The 1,418-nt window shown below is 62.1% G+C and carries 2 protein-coding genes; both read right to left on the minus strand.

The genetic code is table 11. The features are described from left to right. Positions 1–295: 295 nt before the first annotated feature. Positions 296–730: a DUF1893 domain-containing protein gene (locus WMO66_RS04030; protein WP_349135097.1), complete on the minus strand. Its 435-nt coding sequence runs from the start codon at positions 728–730 to the stop codon at positions 296–298. Continuing rightward, positions 711–1,238, minus strand: a complete 528-nt coding sequence (locus WMO66_RS04035; RefSeq protein ID WP_349135098.1) for a Gx transporter family protein — start codon at positions 1,236–1,238, stop codon at positions 711–713. The genes WMO66_RS04030 and WMO66_RS04035 overlap by 20 nt, the downstream gene beginning before the upstream one ends. Between the last annotated feature and the right edge of the window lie 180 nt (positions 1,239–1,418).

Raw genomic sequence — 1,418 nt, forward strand, 5'->3', positions numbered from 1 at the left:
GCTTTTGGCTTATCCGATACAGAACAGTTCTATGGCAAACAGTGTGGTGCTCGACCCCTTCGGCGGCTCCGGCTCCATCTCGCAATGACAAATTTGGAGGCATTACACGGTCGTCGAGCCCTCCTGTAACTTGCTGGCCTGCATGGCGCTCAATGAGCGCCGCTACATTGGTGTGTGCATTCGGCGAAGGTGCACGGAAAATTGTGAGCGCCGCTACATTTTTCTCTCGCACGGCGGCCCTATAAAAAACAGGCGCAGGGGAGCACGTCCCTGCGCCATTACTTTTCTGCCTGTTTTACTGCTTCTGCAGCTCCTGCATGGCCTTCCGCAGGACGGGCAGGGCTTCTGCCGGATCGGTCACGGCCGCGGCAGCCTGCTCCATCGGGCAGGGGGCGGTCCCGGCGCGGTTCAGAATTTCCGGTACGAGCGTGCCGTACTCCACACAGAGCCCGGCATCGGACAGAAGACGATGCGCCTCCTCGCTCATGACCTCGCCGTACACGGCTTTCACGCCCGCGGCAAGCAGCAGCAGCGCGGCGGCGCGGCCGATCAGGTGGTCTGCGGCGGCCATATCCTGCAGCGATTCGTTCGTATCCAGCAGGCGGATGAGCGGCGCGAGCCCGTGCTCGCGGCTGGTCAGCACACGGTCGCGGTCGCACAGCACGCAGGTGTAGCCATCCCGATGCAGCAGGGAAACGGCGCGTTCAAAGTCATTTTTTCTGGGATTCATCGTGGGTATCTCCTTTGTCCGAAATGAGCCTGCGCCGCAGCAGAAGCTGCGCGCACAGCCCGGTAAACAGCCCGGTCCCCAGCCCGCATAACAGCAGGACCGGCAGCCAGACCAGCAGACCCGGCGTCCGCGTCACGGCGAGCGCCACGGCCATCTGGGCCAGATTGTGCAGAAGTCCTCCGGCCGCGCCTGCGGCCCAAACCTGCTTCGCCGTCAGAATGCGGCACAGCAGGGCCATTCCGGCAAAGCTCAAAAGGCCGCCGCCCAGCGAATACAGCAGCGCCATGACCTGCCCGGAGGCCAGATTGCCAAGCAGGATACGGATGACGACGATGGCAAGCGCATCCTTCCAGCCGAAGGAAAACAGCGCGAAGAGCGTGATGATGTTGCTCAGACCGAGCTTCATGCCCGGCACGGGGAAGGGAATGGGGATCTGCGCCTCGAGCACGAAGATCGCCAGCGCAATGGCGGTCAGCAGCGCGCAGCGCGTCAGCCGTTTCACCCGCATGGCCGTCCCTCCCTTGCCAGACTTTTGCCGAACCTCTCTAGTCTACAGGAAAACGGCGAAAAAGTAAAGAATTATTTTTGAGGGCCGGGAAACGCACCGGCGATTCGTACGGGGAACCGTTATAGCGGTATGCACCAATTGCGTCTGTAGCGGCGCTCAGTGAGCGCCATGGAGGCTGGC

The sequence above is a fragment of the Faecousia intestinalis genome, from assembly GCF_040096185.1.
Classification (GTDB): Bacteria; Bacillota; Clostridia; order Oscillospirales; family Oscillospiraceae; genus JAZOXB01.

What these genes read in the sequence shown, in the direction of transcription:
- WMO66_RS04030 (WP_349135097.1), bottom strand. Translation starts at nt 730, where the DNA reads ATGAATCCCAGAAAAAATGACTTTGAACGCGCCGTTTCCCTGCTGCAT.
- WMO66_RS04035 (WP_349135098.1), bottom strand. Translation starts at nt 1,238, where the DNA reads ATGCGGGTGAAACGGCTGACGCGCTGCGCGCTGCTGACCGCCATTGCG.